The sequence below is a fragment of the Ruminococcus sp. Marseille-P328 genome, assembly GCF_964249465.1.
GTDB classification, from domain to species: Bacteria; Bacillota; Clostridia; order Lachnospirales; family Lachnospiraceae; genus Blautia_A; species Blautia_A faecis.
In genome coordinates this window covers 1-18,589 of the sequence record NZ_CAXUBQ010000001.1, presented here as the reverse complement: position 1 = coordinate 18,589, position 18,589 = coordinate 1, and the positions used below count along the sequence as shown (strand labels likewise).

At 39.6% G+C, this 18,589-nt stretch carries 15 protein-coding genes and 2 pseudogenes; 15 read left to right on the top strand and 2 right to left on the bottom strand.

What is annotated here, in order from left to right; all coding sequences use genetic code 11:
- The 4 genes and pseudogenes from ACESTK_RS00085 to ACESTK_RS00070 all read left to right on the top strand — a co-directional run.
- Positions 1-1,517: pseudogene (locus ACESTK_RS00085) on the top strand (hypothetical protein); the annotation flags it as partial.
- Between the two features lie 235 nt (positions 1,518-1,752).
- Complete coding sequence (locus ACESTK_RS00080; protein ID WP_373118342.1) at positions 1,753-2,409, top strand: IS607 family transposase; 657 nt, start codon at positions 1,753-1,755, stop codon at positions 2,407-2,409.
- A complete protein-coding gene (locus ACESTK_RS00075) occupies positions 2,339-3,502 on the top strand; it encodes an RNA-guided endonuclease InsQ/TnpB family protein (RefSeq protein WP_373118060.1) in 1,164 nt (387 codons plus the stop codon). The genes ACESTK_RS00080 and ACESTK_RS00075 overlap by 71 nt, the downstream gene beginning before the upstream one ends.
- 202 nt (positions 3,503-3,704) lie before the next feature.
- Positions 3,705-4,022: pseudogene (locus ACESTK_RS00070) on the top strand (PD-(D/E)XK nuclease domain-containing protein); the annotation flags it as partial.
- 54 nt (positions 4,023-4,076) lie between these two features.
- Here ACESTK_RS00070 and ACESTK_RS00065 read toward each other — a convergent pair.
- On the bottom strand, positions 4,077-4,838 hold the full coding sequence (locus ACESTK_RS00065) for a PIG-L family deacetylase (RefSeq protein ID WP_373118057.1): 762 nt from the start codon (positions 4,836-4,838) through the stop codon (positions 4,077-4,079).
- Positions 4,839-5,005: 167 nt separating this feature from the next.
- Between ACESTK_RS00065 and ACESTK_RS00060 the strand changes: the two genes are divergently transcribed.
- From ACESTK_RS00060 to ACESTK_RS00035, 6 genes are all read left to right on the top strand, one after another.
- A complete protein-coding gene (locus ACESTK_RS00060; RefSeq protein WP_373118055.1) occupies positions 5,006-6,229 on the top strand; it encodes a helix-turn-helix domain-containing protein in 1,224 nt (407 codons plus the stop codon).
- A 108-nt stretch (positions 6,230-6,337) separates the two neighbouring features.
- On the top strand, positions 6,338-8,374 hold the full coding sequence (locus tag ACESTK_RS00055) for a beta-galactosidase (protein ID WP_373118052.1): 2,037 nt from the start codon (positions 6,338-6,340) through the stop codon (positions 8,372-8,374).
- Positions 8,375-8,878: 504 nt separating this feature from the next.
- Positions 8,879-9,295 carry an IS200/IS605 family transposase gene (gene tnpA, locus ACESTK_RS00050; protein WP_373118339.1) on the top strand — a complete coding sequence of 139 codons (417 nt, stop codon included), beginning with the start codon at positions 8,879-8,881 and terminating at the stop codon, positions 9,293-9,295.
- Positions 9,296-9,350: 55 nt separating this feature from the next.
- Positions 9,351-10,607: a transposase gene (locus ACESTK_RS00045; RefSeq protein WP_226814884.1), complete on the top strand. Its 1,257-nt coding sequence runs from the start codon at positions 9,351-9,353 to the stop codon at positions 10,605-10,607.
- 159 nt (positions 10,608-10,766) lie between these two features.
- A complete protein-coding gene (locus tag ACESTK_RS00040; RefSeq protein ID WP_226814917.1) occupies positions 10,767-10,922 on the top strand; it encodes a hypothetical protein in 156 nt (51 codons plus the stop codon).
- Positions 10,909-11,925, top strand: a complete 1,017-nt coding sequence (locus ACESTK_RS00035; protein ID WP_243243769.1) for an ATP-binding protein — start codon at positions 10,909-10,911, stop codon at positions 11,923-11,925. Before ACESTK_RS00040 ends, ACESTK_RS00035 begins: the two co-directional genes overlap by 14 nt.
- 58 nt (positions 11,926-11,983) lie before the next feature.
- Here ACESTK_RS00035 and ACESTK_RS00030 read toward each other — a convergent pair whose 3' ends face one another.
- Positions 11,984-13,105 carry a DUF362 domain-containing protein gene (locus ACESTK_RS00030; protein ID WP_373118048.1) on the bottom strand — a complete coding sequence of 374 codons (1,122 nt, stop codon included), beginning with the start codon at positions 13,103-13,105 and terminating at the stop codon, positions 11,984-11,986.
- A gap of 230 nt (positions 13,106-13,335) precedes the next feature.
- On the opposite strand from ACESTK_RS00030, the gene ACESTK_RS00025 reads away from it, so the two are divergent.
- The 5 genes from ACESTK_RS00025 (at position 13,336) to ACESTK_RS00005 (ending at position 18,525) form a co-directional block, all read left to right on the top strand.
- Positions 13,336-14,589, top strand: coding sequence for an ABC transporter substrate-binding protein (locus ACESTK_RS00025; RefSeq protein WP_187565252.1), 1,254 nt, complete (start codon positions 13,336-13,338; stop codon positions 14,587-14,589).
- An 83-nt stretch (positions 14,590-14,672) separates the two neighbouring features.
- The gene (locus ACESTK_RS00020) at positions 14,673-15,560 is read left to right on the top strand and encodes a carbohydrate ABC transporter permease (protein WP_272066960.1); all 888 of its coding nucleotides are present in this window, start codon (positions 14,673-14,675) and stop codon (positions 15,558-15,560) included.
- Complete coding sequence (locus ACESTK_RS00015) at positions 15,557-16,393, top strand: carbohydrate ABC transporter permease (protein WP_187565250.1); 837 nt, start codon at positions 15,557-15,559, stop codon at positions 16,391-16,393. The genes ACESTK_RS00020 and ACESTK_RS00015 overlap by 4 nt, the downstream gene beginning before the upstream one ends.
- Before the next feature lie 77 nt (positions 16,394-16,470).
- The gene (locus tag ACESTK_RS00010; RefSeq protein WP_373118044.1) at positions 16,471-18,264 is read left to right on the top strand and encodes a sensor histidine kinase; all 1,794 of its coding nucleotides are present in this window, start codon (positions 16,471-16,473) and stop codon (positions 18,262-18,264) included.
- 60 nt (positions 18,265-18,324) lie between these two features.
- Positions 18,325-18,525, top strand: coding sequence for a response regulator (locus tag ACESTK_RS00005; protein WP_373118041.1), 201 nt, complete (start codon positions 18,325-18,327; stop codon positions 18,523-18,525).
- The last annotated feature ends 64 nt before the right edge of the window (positions 18,526-18,589 follow it).

Here is an 18,589-nt window from a genome sequence, read left to right as displayed (position 1 = left end):
GGAGATGCCAAGCCTGCAAAAAGCTTTTCTCAGACGAAGCTGGGACTGCGGAAATCATCAATCCGAAAGAGATCAAAGCCACAGGCCATGATCTGAAAGCAGTCAAAAAGAAAGAAGCCGGCTGTACGGAAGCTGGATATGAAGCCTACTGGAAATGCCAGACCTGCAAAAAGCTATTCTCAGACGCAGCAGGAACCGTGGAAATCAGCAATCCGACAGCGATTAAAGCAACCGGCCATAATCTTGAAAAGGTAGAAAAGAAAGACGCCGGCTGCACTGAAGATGGACACGAAACATGCTGGAGATGCCAGACCTGCAAAAAGCTTTTCTTAGACGAAGCAGGAACCATGGAAATCAACAATCCGACAGCGATTAAAGCAACTGGCCATAATCTTGAAAAGGTAGAAAAGAAAGACGCCGGCTGCACCAAAGATGGATATGAAACATACTGGAAGTGTAACACCTGCAAAAAGCTTTTCTCAGACGAAGCAGGAACCATGGAAATCAGCAATCCGACAGCGATTAAAGCAACCGGTCATAATCTTGAAAAGGTAGAAAAGAAAGAATCTGGCTGCACTGAAGATGGACACGAAACATACTGGAGATGCCAGACCTGCAAAAAGCTTTTCTCAGATGAAACGGGAAAGACTGAGATAAGTGAGTCGATAGAAATCCCAGCTTTGGGACATAGCCTTGAAAAGATTGAGAAGAAAGAAGCCGGCTGTACGGAGTCAGGTTACGAAGCTTATTGGAAGTGCCAGATTTGTGAAAAACTCTTCTCAGATGAAGCTGGAACAGATGAAATTGTCAGCCTTGATGATATTCAGATTCCAGCAAAAGGTCATGAAGAAGGAAACGAATGGTTATCCGATGCTGAAAAACATTGGAAAGAGTGCGCTGTGTGCCAGGAAAAAACAGAAGAAGCAGATCATGTTTATGTCAACGAAACTGATACTGTCTGCGTAATCTGCGGATATGAACGAACCATAAAATCCGAAGTCCCGGAAATATTAGAAGGGCACAATGGAAAATGGCAGATGAACTCAGGAAAAACACTTTCCTTCAGATTAAGTGCACCATTTGCAGAATTTATTAGTGTAACAATTGATGATGTGGTTGTCGATGAAAAGAATTATGACAAAGCAGAAGGAAGCACGATTATAACTCTGCATCCGGAATTCCTGTCAACCCTGTCAGTAGGAACACACACGTTAAGCATTAATTCAGCAAGTGGTTCCGCAGTTACAGAATTTACCATTGAAGAAGCTACGGCAGAGCCCTCCATCACAGAGACACCTTCCGTTACACCGACCACCGCACCTTCTGCAACCACCGCACCTTCTGCAACCACTGCATCTACAGCTGCCACTGTTACACCTGCGCCTACAGCTTCTCCTGAAACAAAAGCTCCAAAAACTGGAGACGAAAGCAACGTGGCAATCTGGATGTTGCTCCTGTTCCTCTCAGCCGAAGGAATCATAGTAGCACTGCAGAAATCCAAAAAGAAAACCAGATAGGTAATTCCCCTACCGGGCGGGTGCTCCTAGACGAGCCACCCGCCTATTGCTATGTATTAATTTAAACTTTTTCAGATTGAGTTTACTCTCTAAGTGTGCCATAATGAATACATACATATCGGTTCGGGAAAAATGCGGATAAGGAGAGTATCCTAAGCAATTGGATTTATTGACTAATGTGATTAAATGTATTTAAATATACTCAAAGGAGTAAATTATTATGAACACATCAAATATCACAAATTACAAGCCAAAAGATTTTGCTGAACTGTTAGGTGTATCTGTAAAAACATTACAGCGTTGGGATAGAGAAGGAACTCTAAAGGCAAACCGGACTCCAACTGATAGACGTTATTACACTTATGACCAATATCTACAATTCAAAGGAATAAATACTGAAGATGACAAACGTCAGGTAGTTATTTATGCCAGGGTATCTACAAGAAATCAAAAAGATGATTTACAAAACCAGGTTACATTTTTACGACAGTTTTGTAATGCCAAAGGTATTATTGTAGACCAGTGTATTGAAGATTATGGAAGCGGTCTTAATTACAATCGTAAAAAGTGGAACGAATTATTAGATGAAGTGATGGAACAAAAAATCAAAACTATAGTCGTAACTCACAAAGATAGATTTATCAGATTTGGTTACGACTGGTTTGAAAAATTCTGTACGAAGTTCAATACGACCATCGTGGTAGTGAACAATGAAGAACTATCACCACAAGAAGAACTCGTGCAGGATATTGTTTCAATACTCCATGTGTTCTCTTGCAGGTTGTACGGACTTCGTAAGTATAAAAAACAAATAGAAAGGGATGTGGAAATTGCTAAAGAGCTTCAAGACGGAAATAAATCCGTCAGAGGAACAGAAAGTCAAGATTCATAAGACGATAGGAACTTGTAGATTCATTTATAATTTCTATCTTGCTCATAACAAAGAACTTTACGACAACGGTGAAAAGTTTACGAGTAGTAACAAGTTTAGAGTCTGGCTTAACCATGAATATCTTTCTGAGCATCCAGAGTATTCGTGGATTAAGGAAGTTTATTCAAAAGCAGTAACACAGGCAGTAAATAACGGACAAACTGCTTTTGCAAGATTTTTTAATCACGAGAGCGCTTTTCCTAATTTCAAAAAGAAAGGCAAATCTGATGTAAAGATGTATTTTGTAAAGAATAATCCAAAAGATTGTCGTTGCGAAAGGCACAGGATCAATATTCCGTCACTTGGTTGGGTTCGCATCAAAGAAAAAGGATATATTCCAACAACTAAAGACGGATATGTGATTAAAAGCGGCACGGTCTCAATGAAAGCTGACAGATACTATGTTTCTGTTCTTGTAGAAATTTTAAATAACAAGATAGCCAATAATTCCAATGCAGGAATTGGCATTGACCTTGGATTAAAGGATTTTGCCATTGTTTCTAATGGTAAAACTTATAAGAACATTAATAAATCTGCAAGATTAAAGAAACTTGAAAAACAGCTTATTCGAGAACAGAGAAGTCTTTCTCGAAAGTATGAAAATTTAAAGAAAGGAGAGTCCACTCAAAAAACAAATATACAAAAACAAAGGCTTAAGGTACAGAAACTTCATCATAGAATAGATAATATTCGTACTGATCACATCAATAAAACAATCGCAGAGATAGTAAAAACCAAACCATCTTATATTACGATTGAAGATTTGAATGTAAAAGGTATGATGAAAAACAGACATCTTTCAAAAGCTGTTGCTTCACAGAAGTTTTATGAATTTAGAACAAAGCTTCAAGCTAAATGCAATGAAAATGGAATCGAACTTCGAGTAGTAGACAGATGGTATCCATCATCTAAAACCTGTCACTGCTGTGGCGCTGTTAAAAAAGAATTAAAGCTTTCAGATAGAATATTTAAATGCAGTTGCGGTTATGTCGAAGACAGAGATTTCAATGCTGCACTTAATTTGAGAGATGCGATAACTTACGAAGTTGCATAACTAAAACGCAAACGTAAGTATGTACCGAAGGCTATTTTCGGGAATTTACGACTATGGAGTGTACAAGAACTTGCGAGTAGATATGATTTCGGTCAATCCAAAGCATACACGATGAAATAGTAAGTAATGTTCGTGAGAACTTACATTATCTCGATGTGAGCATATTTAATCACATTTTGAGTGGCAGGAACCGGAGCGGTTTTATCATGGCTTTGTACTGGGACTGATGGTCGACCTTGCAGATAAATACAGAATTACCTCCAATCGGGAAAGCGGTCTGGGACGGTACGATATTATGATGGAGCCCCTGGAGAAAAATAAAAGAGCATATGTAATAGAATTTAAAGTGCATAAAGCAAAGCGTGAAAAGGATTTGGAGGAAACCGCACAGAATGCTTTGCAGCAGATTGCGGAAAAAAATTATGATGCAGAGCTTATGGCACGGGGAATTCGAAAAGAAAATATCAGACATTTGGGATTTGCATTTTGGGGAAAGAAAGTGCTGATTGAGCAGGAATAAATCAGGAACGGGCAGCAACTCTTAGTTGAGTTGCCTGCCCGTTGGTGTTATACATTATTTTTCTATTGCTATTTCCTGCCAGTATTCATACGGCAGCATATGATACATCTTTCTTACGGTAGTCCGTTGGCTGGCGTAGAGCTTAGCCAGCTCGCGCTTCTGTATATAAAGATCTTTGGGCATTTCTTCAAGGTCGTAGGGAACCTTGTCATTTACATAATACTTTCCAAAAGAATAGAAAGCAGCATTGCAGTCTGTCTCTTTATAGGCTTTTTTCACAAGCTGGTGAGTCATCTGGTGGTGGTGATGGCCGTACTCGCCGTCTGCGTTGTGAGTGGCAACCTGCTTCCAGTCTTTGTAGTTCAGGACTGTGGCAATATCTGCTTCCATATCTTTTTTCCAGTAGTTCCAGCTGCTGCGATCTTTTCCGATTTTGTCAGGGTAGGAAAGAATCAGATATTTGTCCCCGGTAGCTTCCATTACGGATTTAAATTCTGCACTTCGAACCGGATCATTTCCACGGGTCATACATACTACCAGATAATCGTCCTCAATCAAATGCTGTCCTCCCCAGAGCAGATCATCATCTGGGTGTGCCACAAACATCACCTTGTCGTAACCATCCAGATCAAGGGCGTCCAGATCAGCAGCAGTTACATGGGGCAGGTTCAGATAAGGATAAAAAAGATAAAGCTTATGTCCGGCAAAGACAATCGCGCTTAGTATTACAATTGCCGCCAGTAACTGTTTCCAGTGCCGCACTGACCAGGAAAAAAGACCGATAATGCTGGAACTGGCAAAAAAATTATTTTTCATATCAGGTACTCCAGTCTGAGTTCATTAGTATAAACGAAATGGTTATCATAATTATACTATATTTCTCATAAGTTACAAGCCAGAGCGTGTTTGAAAGAAGATGAAGATGGTTTTTTTCAAAACGAGCTGTTATACTTAAGGAAGAACAGTACCCGAGGTGGCAGAATATGAATATAGATTACATCTGCAGTCAGTTGGTTAGAATGCTGCACTGCAATATCGTATTTCTTGATGAGCACGGAAAAATAGAAAAATACTATGGAGATATGGTAAAGGAGTGCAATCCTCTTTTGACGGACAGAGATTTTTTGCAAAAGACAGCCCAAAGACCTTTAAAGGATTATCCGGAACTGTTATGTGAAAACAATTGTATTTTTTATGCAATTCTTTCTCAGAAGCAGACAAAAATGTCGGTAGAAGGCACAAGGCTGATATTAGGACCTGTGAGTATTGAAAAACATACAAGAGAGCTGGAAAAATATATAATTGAGGAACATCATATCAGAGATGACATTGGATTTCGTTTGCCGTTTTGTGATTTAATGGTTTTTGGAGCAGGAATCCTGATGCTTTATCACTGGATATCCGGTTGCGAGATGACCCTGGATGAGCTGTGGCGGAAAAATGAAATTGAAGAATCAGATATTTCTCAGGTGGAAGAGGAAGTTTCTCAGGTTATTTTCCGGCATCAGGAATGTGAAATGCCGCACAACCCTTATGAACTGGAGCTTAGGGAGTTGGATAGCATCCAACAGGGAAATCTGGAAATGCTGAAGGAGAGTCTGAAGGAAGCATACAGAGGAGAGGTTGGACAGCTGGCAAAGGACAAGCTAAGACATACAAAGAATATTGCGATTTGTGTGATTACCCTTGCATCCCGCGCTGCAATCCGTGGCGGAATGATCCCGGAAGAGGCATTTTCCATGGTAGACGGTTATATTATGAGAATTGAGGAAATGAATAATATTGTCAAAATTGCAGCTATGATGCGGCAGGCTGAGTTTCAGTTTACCAGCTGCGTGGCTGAGCAGCGTAGGGGGAGAGAAAAAAATCAGCTGATCGAGCGTACCAAAAACTATATTTTTCAGAATCTTCACAGTGAAATTGTTATAGGTGAAATGGGGAAAAAGCTTGGGGTAAACAGCAGCTATCTTTCTCAGCTCTTTCATAAGGTAGAGGGCATGACTATTCAGCAGTATATTCGTGAGGAAAAGATCCGTCTGGCCCAAAACATGCTTCGCTATTCTGAGTATGAAATAAAAGAGATTTCCAACTATCTATCATTTTGTTCACAAAGCTATTTTGGAAGTGTCTTTAAGGCACAGACCGGAATGAGTCCGGCTAGCTATCGGAAGAAGTATGCGTCTGGAAATAAAGGACAATTCACCTGAAATAAACGACAAATGACTAAAATAAACGATATAAATGCGGCCAAAAAACTGTTACTATATGAATTAGAAGAAATTAAAGCTGACAAATAAAAGTAATGGAGGAAGAATATGAAAGAACTTCTTTACGGAGCAGCATATTATGATGAGTATATGCCGTATGACCGCCTGGATAAAGATGTGGAAATGATGAAAAAAGCGGGAATCAATACCGTTCGAATTGCGGAGTCTACATGGAGCACCTGCGAGCCACAGGCAGGAGAATTTGATTTTTCCCATGTGGAAAGAGTAATGGATGCCATGGAAGAGGCAGGAATCAATGTGATCATCGGTACGCCTACCTATGCTGTGCCTACCTGGATGGTGAAGGCACATCCGGATGTTTTGGCTGAGACAGTAAAGGGAAGAGGTATTTATGGCGCCCGTCAGATCATGGATATTACCCATCCGGTGTACCTTTTCTATGCGGAGCGTGTAATCCGAGAACTGATGAAGTGTACAGCACATAGAAAGTGCGTCATTGGTTTCCAGCTGGATAATGAGACGAAATATTACGGAACTGCTGGCAAAAATGTGCAGGAGCAGTTTGTGAAATATATTCGTGAAAAATTCCATGATGATCTGGATGCCATGAATTATGAATTTGGCTTGGATTATTGGAGCAATCGAATCAATGCATGGGAGGATTTTCCAGATGTACGTGGTACGATCAATGGAAGCCTTGGCGCCGAATTTGAAAAATTCCAGAGAACTCTGGTGGACAAATTCCTCGGCTGGCAGGCTGATATTGTAAATGAATATAGAAGAGAAGACCAGTTTGTAACTCATAATCTGGATTTTGAGTGGCGTGGATATTCCTATGGCATTCAGCCTTATGTAAACCATCTGCATGCGTCCCAGTGCCTGACAATTGCAGGAACCGATATTTACCATCCTACACAGGACGACCTCACTGGCGTAGAAATTGCATTCGGCGGAGATCTGATCCGCTCCCTGAAACAGGATAACTATCTGGTAATTGAAACCGAAGCACAGGGATTTCCTGGATGGACACCATATAAAGGACAGCTGAGATTACAGGCATACAGTCACCTGGCATCGGGAGCGAATAGTGTGATGTACTGGCACTGGCATTCCATTCACAATGCCTGTGAAACCTACTGGAAGGGAATTCTTAGTCATGATTTTCAGGAGAATGCCACTTACAGGGAAGCCTGCATAATTGGTAACGAGTTTGCCCGCCTTGGAAAACATCTGGTTAATCTGAAGAAGAAAAATGAAGTGGCAGTACTGGTCAGCAATGAAGCGCTTACTGCCCTGAACTGGTTCCGAATCCAGGAACAGGCACCCGGCGCGGATGCTAAGAGTATCTATTATAATGACGTTATGCGTTGGATGTACGATACTCTGTATCACATGAACGTAGAATGCGATTTCATCTGGCCAGAGTCCGAGAATCTGGAGCAATATAAAGCAATTGTAGTACCAGCCCTGTATGCGGCACCTGATGAGCTTCTCATACGGTTAAAACAGTATGTGGAAAATGGCGGAACCCTGATTGCATCCTTTAAAACTGCTTTTGCAAATGAAAATGTGAAGGTAAGTCATCAGGTGCAGCCACATATTCTGAGCAACTGCTTCGGAGTCCATTACGATCAGTTCACTTTCCCGAAAAATGTAGGCTTAACAGGGGAAGTCATTCCGGAAAAACCAGATCAGAAAGGCAATGCACACCCAGCTGCGAATGTATTTATGGAGCTTCTGGTTTCGGAAGGAGCAGAAGTGCTGGCATCTTACGAGCACTATAATTGGAAAGATTACGCCGCTATCACCCGAAACCACTACGGAAAAGGCCAGGCCGTATACATCGGCTGCATGACAGACGAGGAAACCCTGAAGTCCGTTTATAAAGCCGTGCTCCCGGAAGCAGGCGTAGAAATCCCAGAATACCACTACCCAATTATTGTGCGAAAAGGTTTGAATGATCTGGGAAAAACTGTTTGTTATTTCTTGAATTATTCTGGTATGGAACTGGAAATGCCTTATGATTATAAAAATGGCATAGAGCTGTTAGAAAACACCGCCGTAGAAAATGGCACCGCTCTCCAAATGCCTGCATGGGGTGTGAAAATCGTGGAAGAAGCTTAAAAAGAAACCATAAAAAGTCCCGGTAAACGGTGGAAAGACATCGGTTACCGGAACTTTTTGTGTTACCAGTATTTGTTTGGAACACCAGTAGCGTGATTTGTTTGGTCCGTGTGTTGGTTTATATGCTGGCGGCTTTCTGCCTGGTCTGATTGTGGTTGTAAGGAAAGCGGATATAGGTCTAAATAATTTAATGCACATAAAACGTGATTTTTGTGTTAAGATAGTAATGAAAAACGTGAGAAAATTGCGAATAAAAGCTTATAAAACGTGATGACTTTTCTTGAAGGGGTGAGACTATGTATTTTAGGACGATAAGCGGGAATCCTCGGCAATTCAATTACCGAGATGAAAGCGTAGAATTGTGCATATCTGCACATTGAAATAATATAATAATCTCTTTACTCTTTGATATTAAGCTCTTTGATATTAATGCCGTAACCGGCATACAACAAGTCGAAAATATGTTCGGTTTTCATTGCATGTTTCAATTCATTATGTTATACTATATGTATAAAAGAAAATCTAATACATTATAGAACTTGTGTATGTAATATTAACTACCATATGGTATGGTCGGTGAAATACCGACGGAAGATATTAACCCCAGATATTGAGGAATACCTTCAGGAACTGGTGCAGCAGATTGCTGAGGATAAGGGCTTTACTGTTCATTTATTTGAATGTGGTGAAGGAGACCATGTCCATTGCTTTGTATCAGCTCCACCAAAGCTGTCTATAACAGCAATTGTCAAGTATCTGAAAGGGATCACCGGCAGAAAATTATTCGAACGTTTTCCGGAAATAAGAAACCAGCTGTGGAAGGGAGAGCTATGGAATCATTCCTATTATGTGGAAACAATCGGGTCTGTATCTGAAGAAAATATCCGCCGTTATATTGAACATCAGAGCAAATCGTATTAAATCAAGGTGAAGGGTAAATTTTTATCTGCATAGCTGCTGGAAGGGGGAAAGAGGAATGCTGCTGTCACACAGGACATCTGTAAAAATCCGGCCGGAATATTCCAACATTATAGGACATATGTGTTATGCAGCTTCCAAACTCTGGAATGTCTGCAACTATGAACGCCATCATTATAAAGAACTGGGACTGGAAAAGTATCCTGACTGGTATTATCAGAAAAAAGCACATAAAGAAAATCTGTGGTATAAACAGCTTCCGTCACAGACAGCGCAGGAGACCTGCAAGCAGCTGGACAAGGCATGGAAATCTTTTTATGTCCTGAAAAAGACCGGAGGAATCAAAGCTCCAAATCCGCCCCGTTTTAAACAGGACAATATCCCGGTTACATACATGCAGATGGGGATCCGGCATGAGAAAGGTTCAGATCAATTGCGTCTGTCGCTGCCAAAAGATCTGAAAAGCTATATGGAAGAAACATACGGGATCCATGAAAAATTTCTATATCTTGAAAATAAGATTTTCAGGGACATGGATCATATAAAACAGCTGCGGATCTATCCGCCGGAAAATGGAACATGTGACCTTATTGTTATCTATGAGATTGAAGAGCCGGAACAGCTTTCTCAGAATGGACATTATTTATCTGTTGATCTTGGGCTTCATAATCTGATGACCTGTTATGATTCCGGAAATGGCCGGACTTTTATCCTGGGAAGGAAATATCTTTCGTTGGAAAGATATTTTCATAAAGAGATTGCCAGAGTACAGTCTGTATGGTATGCACAGCAGTCGGAAAGAGGGATAAAATATCCAAGATCATCGAAACATATCCAGAGGCTTTACAGGAAAAAGCAGAATGCAGTGAAGGATTATCTTCATAAAGTGACCAGATGGATTGCAGAATACTGCAGAAAAGAAGACATCCGCTGTGTGGTTGTGGGAGACATCCGAAACATCCGCAAAGAAAATGATATGGGGCATAAGACCAACCAGAAGTTACACGAACTGCCATATAACAAGCTGTATATCATGCTGGAATATAAGCTGAAACTGTATGGAATACAATTGATAAAACGGGAAGAAAACTATACCAGCCAGTGCAGTCCGTTAGCACCAGAAGTATCAAAAAGATATGCAGAAGCATCAAACCGAAAAGAACGGGGCATATATATAACCAACGGAGTAAGATATAATGCCGATGCAGTAGGAGCATTTAATATCCTGCGGAAATATCTTTCCGTATCCGGAAAGCAGAAGGAACTGTCCGTAACCGGACTAAAAAATCCAGAAATAATAAAAGTAGCTGTATAGCCGAAAGGCAAGCAGTATTGGTGTCATGGACGCACCCTGAAAAAAGGCGGTATCCCGCCAGATTTCAGATACTCTGGTAACTTAGTTGCCGAGTAGTTCACGAGAAAGGTAGATAGTTATTTAAGACAGTGGAAGGATAAAGAAAACAGGCTTCCGCTAATCATTAAAGGTGCAAGACAGATTGGGAAAACGGAATCTATTGTTCATTTTGCAAGTGAAAATTATGAGAATATAGTTTTTATAAATTTTGTGCTGGAGGGGCAGTATAAAACTATATTAAGTGACGGATATTGCCACTTCTTTGAAGGCTTTTAAGCTGGATGGAAGATTTGATGTAATTTGCAGTGGATCTCTGCTTGGAATTAACTATAAAAAGATCCACAGCAATAGCGTTGGCTATAAAACAGATTACGAAATGTTTTCCATGGATTTTGAGGAGTTTCTCTGGGCAAAGGGTTACTCAGATTTACACATCGAACAGATCCTGGAACATATGTGTTCTGGGAAAGCATTTTCTGATACGGAGCTGTCTGTTTACAAAAAAATGTTTCTTGAATATTGCGTGCTTGGGGGCATGCCAGCAGTGATCAGACAATATATAGAAACGAATACATTTTCTGATACTTTGGAAATTCAGCATCAGATTCAATTAGATTATGAAGAAGATATCAGAAAATATGCAGAAGGGTTAGACCAAACGAAGATTGCCAGTGTATATCGAAGCGTTCCGGTACAGCTGGCAAAAGAGAATAAAAAATTCCAGCTAAGTAAAATTGAGAAAAACGCAAGAAGCAGAGAGTATTCGGGCTGTATTGACTGGCTTAAGGATGCGGGAGTTGTTTCTGTCTGCTACTGTCTGGAATATCCGGAATTGCCGTTAAAAGGAAATTATGATGAATTGAAGTTTAAGCTGTACTATCCAGACACAGGCCTGCTAATTGCCTCTTTAGATGAAGAAGCGCAGGAAGATTTACGTGCAAATAAAAATATGGGTGTTTATAAGGGGGCTTTATATGAAAATTTCGTTGCAGAGGCGTTTCTGAAACAAGGATTAGGATTATATTATTACAAAAAAGAAAATGCAACTTTGGAAGAAGATTTTTTTGTCAGGACAAAAGATGAACTGGTTCCGGTTGAAGTAAAGGCAAATAAAAATCGCTCAAAATCTTTAAGAAAACTGATTGATAATGAAAGTTACAGCGATATTAAGTGGGGAATAAAACTGGCTGACAGCAATGTGGGAATAGAAAATGGCATTTATACATTTCCATATTTCTGCTCCTTTTTGATTAAAAGGTATCTGGCAAAAAAAGGTTAAAGTTAAACGGCTGCCGCATTGTTCAAAGTGTTTTGATAATGTGGCAGCTGTTTATTAATTAAATTCTCTTCAGTTCATAGCTTCTTGTTCCAAGTCCAATCTTCTCACCATGATCCAGAGTTGCTTCCCACTCTACATTCGGATTGGAATCCATAAAGTGGTTGTGGTGGCAATGCCATTCCGGTTTCGCAAGGTTGTCACCAAGCTGGCTGTTGCGGATTGGCTCCGCAGCAAGACATGCATCTACGCAGGCCTGATCAAGAGCAATGGGATCGAAGCTTGCGAACATTCCAATATCCGGAAGGATAGGAGCATCATTTTCGCCGTGGCAGTCACAGTTCGGGCTGATGTCCTGAACCAGAGCAATATGGAAGCATGGGCGTCCATGACAGACTGCCTGTGCATACTCTGTCATCTTACGGCAGAGAAGCTCATTGGAATTGCTGTGCGGGTTGTGAATTGCATCAAAGCTGCAGGCACCGATACAACGGCCGCAGCCCTTGCATTTATCATAATCAATGACCGCTTTTTTCTCCGGATATGTAATAGCGTCACTTCCGCATTCCTTTGCACAGCGTTTGCAGCCGCGGCAAAGGTCTGTTTCGATAACTGGTTTACCACTATTGTGCTGAGCCATTTTTCCGGCACGGCTTCCGCAGCCCATACCAATATTTTTGATTGCGCCGCCGAAACCGGTGGCTTCATGTCCCTTGAAATGAGTAAGACTGATGAATACGTCAGCGTCCATTACAGCACGGCCGATTCTGGCAGTTGGACAATACTCTGCATTCGCTACAGGAACTTCTACATCATCTGTACCGCGAAGTCCGTCACCGATAATGATCTGACAACCAGTGGTGATAGTATTAAAGCCATTCAGATTCGCACAATCCATGTGCTCCAGAGCATTCTTACGGCTTCCCGGATAAAGGGTGTTACAGTCAGTAAGAAACGGCATTCCTCCAAGTTCCTTACAAAGATCGGCTACTACTTTTGCATAATTGGGGCGCAGGAAAGCAAGGTTTCCAAGCTCTCCGAAATGCATTTTGATGGCCACGAATTTACCATCCATATCAATGTCTTTGATTCCGGCTGCAATGCACAGTTTTTTCAGCTTGTCCAGCTGGCTTGTGCCGACTTTGCAGCGGAAGTCGGTGAAATATACTGTTGATTTTTCCATAAAATTCCTCATTTCTCTGTTTTATATATATGTCGATAGCGCCAATGGCAACACGAATGTTTAACACTATATTATTCTTTTGATTCTTTAAATGTCAAGCTGTTTTCGTAAATTAGAAAAAAGTGCAACATATTTAAAGTACTTTGCAAGAAAATACATTTAAAAATATTCAGGAAAAGTGTATTCTGAATATACCAACAAAGAAGAATAATAAAAGGGAGGTTAAAAAAATGAAAAGAAAAATGTGGGCTGCAGCACTTGCTGCAAGTATGGTAATGTCAGCATTCTCTGGAATGACGGTATCAGCAGCGGAGGCCGATTCCGATTTATCTGGAACACTTACCATTTTATCCTGGTACGATGAGACAAAAGCAGCACCGGTACTGGAAGCATTTAAGGAGAAATATCCAAATGTGAACGTAGATTTCCAGTATTCACCGCCAGTTCAGGATTATGTTGAGAAGCTTTCAACTCTATTATATTCAGGGGCAGGTCCGGATATCTTTTATATGGCTCTTGAGAACAGAGAAGACTTGATTAAAGGTGGTTATTGCCTTGATCTTTCTGATGAAAGTTATATGACAGACGGAACTATTCCAGATTCTGTAAAAACTACATATGGAAAAGATGGAAAAGCCTATGCGTTGGCAGTTGACTGCTGGGTAGGTGGAATCCTTGTTAATCAGGATCTGTTTGAACAGGCTGGAATTGAAAGTGATCCAACTACATGGGATGAACTTCTGGAAGATTGTCAGAAACTGCAGGATGCAGGAATTACTCCAATTATGGATAACTGTCAGGATGCAGCAGTAAACTTCACTGCTCCGTTATATGGATCAGAGGTGGTTTCTAAGAATCCTACCGTTGTACAGGATATTTATGATGGAAAAACGACTTTTAAAGATACCTGGACAGAGCCAATTACAATGTGGAAAGAACTTGTTGATAAAGGATATTTAAGCTCTGATCTTCTTGGCTCTACAAGTGATGAAATTGTTACGGCATTTGCAACCGGTCAGGTTGGCATGATTCTTAGTGGTTCCTGGAACCTTGATACCATTAATTCTATTAATCCAGATATGAACTACAAATGCATTCCGGTACCAGGAACATCTGAAGATTACTATTGTGGTGCAGTAAATGTAGGGCTTTGTATCAACTCTGCAAGTGAAAATATAGAGTTGGCAAAAGCATTTCTTGATTTTGCTGCATCTCCTGAGGGACTTGAAAAACAGTATCAGGGCTATGGAGGTTTTACAATTGCAGAAGGATATACACCAGATCTTCCTGCACAGATTACAGATGCTGTAGAAGGCGTTAAAGAAGGAAAATATTATATTCCAATGGCAGACTGGCTTTCCTATACAGAATCATTAAGACTGACATATGTACAGAGCTTACAGGATTGTATGGCCGGAACAATTACTCCAGAAGAGGCCGCATCCAGACTGGATGACAAACTGGCAGAAGTTTCTGCTGAATAAGTGTATTGAAAACACCCCACGGTTCGCTGCCAGGTAAAAATGTTCCTGGTAGCGGCTGTGGGGATTTTAATTGGAGGAGAAATATGAAAAATAAGAAGTTAAAAAAAGCAATTCAGTACGAAATATTTCTTTTACCGGCATTTATTGCTTTTACTTTGTTTACAATTATTCCGCTGGTAAAAACAATTATGTATAGCGTGACAGACTTTAATGGAATCAGCCATGAGTATAATTTTGTGGGATTGAAAAATTTTATCGGTGTTTTTAAAGATCAGATGATGAGACATTCTTTGTTTAATACTATTTTTTATACATTTTGTACAATGATTCTGATCAATCTTCTTGCTATTCCACTGGCAGTATTTCTGGACCGAAATACAAAAATGAAATCTGTAGAACGTGCAGTTTTCTTTTTCCCATCCATTGTCAGTGGCCTTTTGCTTGGTTATATCTGGGGTTATATTCTCTCCCCAATGAAAACAGGTGCACTTAATACATTACTTGCAGTATTTGGAGCAGGACCTATTGGTTTTACAGCAACAGAATGGGGGGCAAAAATTAGTATTATATTAGTCGCAGTATGGACAAGCACAGGATGGTATGCGACTATTTATCTTGCCTATCTTCAGGCAATTCCAAACGAATATTATGAAGCGGCAGCAATTGATGGTGCAAGTCGCTGGCAACAGTTTACAAAGATCACATTTCCTTTGCTCGCACCTGGACTTACAGTAAATACTCTTCTGCTTCTTACAAATGGACTGAAGGTTTATGATCTTCCTTATGCGTTGACAAAGGGAGGTCCTGGATATTCCAACTATACTGTTACACAGGTTATCATTCAGCGTGGTTTGTCAGAAAAGCAGTATGGAGCTTCCACGGCACTGGCAACGATTTTCATTATTATTGTTGCGTTGATTGCCGGTATTCAATATATGGCAATGAGTAAGAGGGAGGAAGACATATCATGAAAAAGAAGAAAAAAATTCGTGAGAAAAAATTTTATCTGTCAGATCTTGTTTTATTGCCGATCTGTATTATATTCCTGTATCCATTTTATTATATGGTAATTAATACCTTTAAAACAATGTCTGAGATGTCTTTCAGTCCTACGGCTTTTCCTACACAGTTGTTTTTGGATAACTATAAAGACATTCTGACAAATCTTCAGATTTATCGTGCATTTGGAATCACAGCAGTAATTACAGTTTGCTCCGTACTTGCCATTGTAGTAATCGGTGAAATGGCAGCATATCCTTTGGCTTTTCGTGCAAGTAAGCTGGATAAAGCATTTACTATTTATCTGATGATTGGTTTTTTGGTTCCTTTCCAGGCAATTCTTTTGTCCTTATTTGAAGTGATGCAAACTCTACATCTCATTGATTCTGTTGCTGGAATGATTATTTTCTACTGTAACGGTTCGGCACTTACGGTTTTTCTTGCAGTGGGTTACATGAAGAGTATTCCAAGAGAGCTTCAGGAAGCTGCAATTGTAGATGGCTGCAGCATTCCAATGGTATTTTTCAGAATTGTATTTCCACTGATGAAACCAATTACTTCAACATCTGTAATCTTTAATACAATGTGGATTTGGAACGATTTTATTGCTCCGAATATCTTCCTTAGTACTCGTTCTAAAGGTACCATTGTTTTGGAGATTTTTAGGGCAAAGGGACAGTTTAGTGTGGATTGGCCAAGATTTATGACCTTGTCTGTAGTTGCTATTTTTCCAGTGGTTGTGTTCTATTTGCTGATGCAGAAAAATATCATTAAGGGGCTGACAGCAGGGGCCGTAAAGGGATAAATAAGATCATTTTTAATATTAAAAAGATTTTGTTCTGAAAAATTAAATCTGTGGTACACTAAAAGTGGTGATGAAAGATGTTTAAGAAAAGAAAAAAAGATTCTTCTTTAATTGGAGCAGTACAAAATTATTATCTGATCTGCAATACATTACTGCTTTTGGTGTTTGGAATTTGTATGCTTGGAATTTCTACCAGGGTTTTGATTAATAAGGTAGAAGATAGCAGTGAAATGATCACAGAGCAGGCAGTGTATACTCTGGATAAGACATTTAATGATATTGCATCTCAAATGGTCAGCTTTTCCAGTTACCGTGATCTTTGGAACAAATTCAGTAAATCCAATATGTCCATTCAGGATAAATTGGATGTAAACAGAGAATTGAATAACATTCTGAAAAAAACAGATCTTTTTAATTCGGTAGTACAGGATATTTTAGTGATTTCAGACAATGGCTATTACTTTACAACAATAGGTCAGGACGGTCTGGCTGCAAATTATGATTACTGGTCTAAGGAATGGTACCAGAAGGCGAAGGATACAACCGGGAATGTATATGTTCATATTTTAGGACTTCATAATCAGGATTTTTATAGTAAAAAAAGGGCAATTACAGCCAAAAACAAAACTTTTTCTATTTCATTTGCGCTGCAAAATTCCAAAGGAAAAGTATCAGGAGCATTGATCTATAACTTTGACATTACACAGTTGGCAGAGGTTTTGGGTGCCAGTAATTATGAAGAAAATGGAAAAGTTGCGATTTTAAATGAAGAGGGAGTTATCATGAGCAGAAGTGATAATTCCGATATTGGAAGTATGCTCAAGGTGTCAGAGAGAGACCGTGAGATCATGAAGAGGGAAAAAACTGGAAGCTTTTGGACTAAGGTAGATGGAAAAGAACATTTTGTAAGCTTTCAGACAACCTCTATGGGATTAAAGTTGGTGTCTTACATTCCTCAGTCTGAAATTTTCCGACATACTCGTACTATGATCTGGCTTTTGATATTGATTATTTTATGCAGCTTGGTGTTGAATCTTCTGATTACATTTAGAGTCAGTGGTTCTATAAAAAGACCCATTCAGAAACTGATGGACAATATACAAAAAGTAGATTCGCAAAAGCTGATTCTGGAGACAGAAGGATATCATTATAAAGAACTGGAGCAGATTGCAAATAGATTTAACGGACTTTTAGAGCGACTTAATTCTCTTATTGATAAGGATTATAAGTCCCAGATTCTGATTAATAAATTCAGGCTTTATTCTCTGCAGTCTCAGATAAATCCTCATTTTCTTATGAATACTTTGCAGCAGCTGCAAACAGAAATAGTGTATGGAAATGTAGAAGAATCCAATGACATTATAGTGGATTTAAGCAAGATGTTACGATACAGTTTATACAATTATGAGGAGATTGTGCCTATTGGAATGGAACTTCAATATATTCAGAGCTATCTTGAACTATTTACCAGAAAATATGAAGGAGAGCTTCAGGTTAAATATGAGATAACAGAGGAAATTGAAGGTTATTATATGCTCAAAATGCTGCTTCAACCTATTGTGGAAAATTGTATTATGCATGCTTTTGGAGAAAATCCTCATGGTGCATTAATAAAACTTTCTGTGAAAAAAAAGAAAGACGAATTCTTATTTTGCATAGAAGATAATGGTGCCGGAATGACTGAGAAACAACTTGCAATTCTCATTGAGGATCTGAATATATCGGAAATTGATAACCGCAGGATTGGAATACGAAATATACACCAGAGGATACGTATGAAATATGGAGAAAAATATGGGGTTTGTATAGAGAGCAAAGAAGGGTATGGAACCAAATTTGAACTTAAGCTACCATTGATTAATCACTCCTGAATATTTACACCTGAAAATCAGAGAGGCTAAAAAACATGTTAAAGAAGGTGAGTAAGTGCTATGAAGCTTTTAATCACAGATGACCAGAATTCTGTACATATGTTTTTTGATCGTATGCTGAATTATGAAGAGCTTGGAATCACACAGGTATTTCATGCTGGAAATGGTGAAGAAGCATTGGGAATTATAAAGGAAGAGTGGCCAGAACTAATGCTTTTGGATATTCGCATGCCCGTATTAGATGGTTTGGGGCTGTCCTGAAAACGTAGTTCAGCGATAACCTATAAACAAGTATTCTAAATAAGCTCGCCTTTTGGCGGGCTTA